The sequence below is a fragment of the Lachnoclostridium sp. MSJ-17 genome (assembly GCF_018918205.1).
In the GTDB taxonomy this organism is placed as follows: domain Bacteria; phylum Bacillota; class Clostridia; order Oscillospirales; family Acutalibacteraceae; genus Ruminococcoides.
This window is the reverse complement of the sequence record NZ_JAHLQB010000042.1, coordinates 1-4,090: the sequence shown is the minus strand read 5'-3', so window position 1 is coordinate 4,090 and position 4,090 is coordinate 1. Positions and strand designations below refer to the sequence as shown.

5 protein-coding genes are annotated in these 4,090 nt (G+C 50.3%); 4 read left to right on the top strand and 1 reads right to left on the bottom strand.

Features of this window, described 5'->3' with window-relative positions; translation table 11 throughout:
* Together KQI64_RS03540 and KQI64_RS03535 are read left to right on the top strand one after the other, a co-directional pair.
* Positions 1-1,116 (top strand): hypothetical protein (locus tag KQI64_RS03540; RefSeq protein WP_216523365.1); only part of this gene is annotated, 1,116 nt, incomplete at its 5' end.
* Positions 1,117-1,234: 118 nt separating this feature from the next.
* Complete coding sequence (locus tag KQI64_RS03535) at positions 1,235-2,260, top strand: hypothetical protein (protein ID WP_216523364.1); 1,026 nt, start codon at positions 1,235-1,237, stop codon at positions 2,258-2,260.
* An 85-nt stretch (positions 2,261-2,345) separates the two neighbouring features.
* Here KQI64_RS03535 and rpmB read toward each other — a convergent pair whose 3' ends face one another.
* Entirely contained in the window at positions 2,346-2,534 is a 189-nt protein-coding gene (gene rpmB, locus KQI64_RS03530) for a 50S ribosomal protein L28 (RefSeq protein ID WP_015523414.1), read from the bottom strand.
* A 175-nt stretch (positions 2,535-2,709) separates the two neighbouring features.
* On the opposite strand from rpmB, the gene KQI64_RS03525 reads away from it, so the two are divergent.
* Both KQI64_RS03525 and KQI64_RS03520 read left to right on the top strand, forming a co-directional pair.
* Positions 2,710-3,426 (top strand): site-2 protease family protein, encoded by a 717-nt coding sequence (locus tag KQI64_RS03525; protein ID WP_216523363.1) that lies wholly within the window; start codon positions 2,710-2,712, stop codon positions 3,424-3,426.
* A gap of 8 nt (positions 3,427-3,434) precedes the next feature.
* Positions 3,435-4,090: segregation and condensation protein A (locus tag KQI64_RS03520; RefSeq protein ID WP_216523362.1), on the top strand; the 656-nt coding region annotated here is incomplete at its 3' end.

Genomic DNA, 4,090 nt, shown 5'->3' with positions numbered 1-4,090 from the left:
GCTATGCCCGGCGCTTGGATGCAGGATTATTGGACAAAGAACGAGAATTGCGCGGGCATCTACTGGTGGACAGGTTCAGATACTCCCGGCTCCGTATTTTCACACGACTGGCCCGGCTACAAGGTACTTACAGTTGCCGGTGAAAGCAATGTAAAGAACCTCTACAGCACTCCCGTTCCCGCAGATGCTAACCAGATCATCTTCAGCAACCACATCGACGGCGGTATGCCCAACACCGAGGGCTTCCTTCAGGAGCGTTTTGACGCTGCCTGCCAGATCAAGGATACTCCTGCTCAGTACTATTCTTTCATGGAGTCTTCCTACTACACCAAGGGTCTTTGGAAGTATGTATGGGATAAGGCTGCCGACGCAGTTGAGATGGATCATGTCAACTGGAGCGATGATGAGACTCAGATGACTAAGGATGAGGCAACTGAGGTTGCTTCAATCTATGAAGAGCTTAAGGATCAGGAAATTGAGCTTGAGATCCCCGAGTTCGGCGATTATTCAAAGAACTTCTATGTTGAGATGGAAAACGACGACGGTATTGCTCAGAGCTTCGACAACATGGTATATGTTGTTAACCTCGACAAGAACACAATGACCATTTCCACCACTATCGTTAAAGAAGGTAAAATCACCTACGGCGGCGACTGGTTCTTCTACTATGGCAACGGCGAGTACGGCATTTGGCCGACCAAGGAACTCCTCCTTGAGAACACCGGTATTACTTTTGATGACGCCGGAAATCCTGTTCTTCCCGAAGGCAGCAAGCTTGTAATTGATGATTACGGCACCGTTAACCAGGTTTACACCGCTAAGGACGGCACACAGCAGAGACTGATGGTATACGGCAACTTCACAGGCAAGTATTTCGAGGACAAGACTGTTCCCGAAGGACCCACTGTTCCCACAGCTGCTCCCACCACTGCTAAGCCCACCGCTTCTCCCGACGCTACCTCCGCTACAGGTACAACCAAGGGCAACAACACTTCCAACAACAGCTCCAACGGCACAGTTGCTACCGGCGACTTCTCCTTCGCAGTTGTTCTCTTCGTTGTTGCAGCAGGCGCAGTAGGCGTATTCTACTTCTCCCGCAAGAAGTTCAACAAGTAATTAACTGAAATTACAAAACGCTCCCTTGTATGAGGGAGCGTTTCTTTTTGTTGTGCTTGATTTTTAATACAGTTTAGGTTATAATAAACAGAGAAAATGCTATTCGGAGGTTTTCGTGATGTCTAAATGGACGCTTTGTCTTTTTATGACACTCATCCTCGTATTTGCTTCCGTAACGGGAGTGTCAGCCGAGGAGGAGCCCGAGGAAACACAACTGAATACGATGTCCGGGGAGGGCAGTACCGAACCCCTGTCCACGGCTGACGCAACTGCTCAGACGTCGACTACCGAGGAAGTAATTCCGGCGGACTATCCTGCTCTAACCGTAAACGCGATCTCAAACTTTTTCCCGAACGCCACTGCCGAGTATTCTATCAGCAAAAAGCAGGTAGAGGTCAGGTATTCCCTGAGGTGCTCTCTGAATATGATGAACATTCAGTGGTACCTTTATTACGATCCCGAGGTTTTCTCTGTTTCCGAGGAGCTTAACTCTCCCGAGTCGATTTGTCCCACGATCGGCGACAGGGCGGCGATCACCTACGGCGACGACGTGATTATTTACCGTTCGTCCAGTATAAACCTCTATGATTTTTCAACCAAGGAGGTTCCGTTCGTCAAGGTAATTTTCAACGTCAAGGATATTGACCCTGACGAGCCGGTGATCACAAAGTGCGACCTTACGGTTGACGTGCTCTGCGGAAGCGAGCTGGATCCAAAGACTCACAAAAGCGATGTCGACAAGCAGGTTGTCTTTGTTTCCAACACCGAGATGAGCCAGAGGGCTATAGATTCCGTCAGGCTTTCGCGCAACACCTTCCTGACGCCTTCGAATTTTGTTCAGTCGACAACCGCTCCGGTAACTACGGCTCCGCCTGCTACGGACAAGAACGGGAACATTATTCCCGCCACACCCGATCAACCGGGGGAAAGTACCGCCGTTACTGGCGCGTCCTCAGATGCGACCGCGGGGGATGCAGAACAGCCTACAGCCGTGCCTGAACCCACACAGCCGCCGACAAAGCCTGAGGATAAGGCACCCGTTGGGACGGGCGGTCCGGGAAACGCGCTGATTTGTCTGGGAGCACTGTTTATCGCAACGTCCGCGCTGTTCATAATGCGCAAAAAGGAAATCCTGTATAATTGATAAAACAAAAAGGTCGGGCATTGAGTCCGACCTTATATTTTGAAATGAAAAAAGGGCTGTCCGCGTGAACAGCCCAATCAATTCTTTAGTTGGCACGGGTTACCTTGCCTGAACGCAAACAACGGGTGCAAGCATATACACGCTTGGGAGATCCGTCAACGATAGCCTTTACGCGCTGTACGTTGGGCTTCCAGGTTCTGTTGGAACGTCTGTGTGAGTGAGATACCTTGATACCGAACTTTACATCCTTACCGCAGAATTCACATTTTGCCATGCGTCTGCACCTCCTTAGTGAATCAAATATTATTCCTAACTTTGTTATAATAACAGAAAACTGTAAAAAAAGCAAGTGTTTTTCGAAAATTTCTCAACTTGTTTTTTTATCTTGTAATTTTGGTTACGATATTGTATAATATATATTATCTATAAATCTATTTACGGAGGCTTGTATGCTTTCTCAGTTACTCAGCGGAAACTTTACGATCCAGACGATTATCGCCGAAATCATGGCGGTTCTCGTTATCGTCTTTTTGATTCTCCCGTTCCACGAATGGGCTCATGCCCAGACCGCCTATCTTCTCGGCGACAGGGGTATCAAGCAGCGCGGCAGACTGTCGCTTAACCCTCTCAGCCACATCGACCCCGTAGGCGCGCTTGCGATGCTGCTTATCGGCTTCGGCTGGGCAAAGCCCGTGCCTGTCGATTCGCGCTACTTCAAGAATCCCAAGGTCGGAATGGCAATCACGGCGCTTATGGGACCTGTCGCGAACCTCGTGGCGGCGCTCGCCGGACTGTTTGTTTTCCACACGCTCTGGTGCGTTGTACCGGCGTTTTTCACAAACGGCGGCTTCGGAAGCTATGTGCTGGCGTTCTTACAGTTCTATATTATTGTAAATGTCAACCTCGCCGTGTTCAATCTTCTGCCTATACCTCCGCTCGACGGCTCAAAGATCATGTTTGTATTCCTGCCCGACAAGGCGGTCATGTTCTTCTACCGCTACCAGATGTTTTTCATGATCGGTTTGATCGTGCTCCTGTGGGCAGGTCCGCTCAGCTATGTGCTGACCTTCCTCTCGCGCGGCGCGCTTTACGGAGTATATCAGTTCTCCACCTTGCCGTTCCAGCTTTTCGGTCAGAGCACGGTTCCGTTTAACGCGATTTTCTGAGGCTAAGTATGGAAGCTCAGTTACAGTATAAGCTCGACGTGTTCGAGGGTCCGCTTGATTTGCTGCTCTCGCTGATTTCTAAGAATAAAATCGACATCTACGACATTCAGATTTCAGAGCTGCTCGACCAGTACATGGAGCAGATCGAGCAGATGCGTGAAAACCAGATGGACATCGCCTCGGAATTCCTGACCATGGCGTCGCGGCTTGTCTATATAAAATCCGTCATGCTTCTCCCTAAATACGAGGAGGAGGCTGAGGAGCTCAAGAAGGAGCTGACAGGACAGCTGCTTGAGTATGCCGTGTGCCGCGAGATAGCGGCAAAGCTCGGCGGCATTTACGACTTTGACGCGTATTTCCGCGAGGCGTCGCCCGTGGAATTCGATTTGACCTATAACCGGCTGCACCCGAGCTCAGATATCGTCAAGGGCTATATCAGCGCGGTCGGCAGAGGAAAACGCAGGCTGCCGCCTTCCGAACAGGCGTTTTCGGGTATTGTCGCCCACAAAATCGTTTCGGTAAACAGCAGGATCATTCACCTCATGCGAAGACTCCGCCACGGAAAGCGGCTTGAGTACCACGAGATTTTTGAGGCGTGCGACGGCAAAAGCGAGCTTGTCGCGACCTTTCTCGCGACTCTCGAGCTCGTCAAGGGCAAGCGTGT

What these genes read in the sequence shown, in the direction of transcription:
- rpmB (WP_015523414.1), bottom strand. Translation starts at nt 2,534, where the DNA reads ATGGCAAAATGTGAATTCTGCGGTAAGGATGTAAAGTTCGGTATCAAG.
- KQI64_RS03525 (WP_216523363.1), top strand. Translation starts at nt 2,710, where the DNA reads ATGCTTTCTCAGTTACTCAGCGGAAACTTTACGATCCAGACGATTATC.
- KQI64_RS03535 (WP_216523364.1), top strand. Translation starts at nt 1,235, where the DNA reads ATGTCTAAATGGACGCTTTGTCTTTTTATGACACTCATCCTCGTATTT.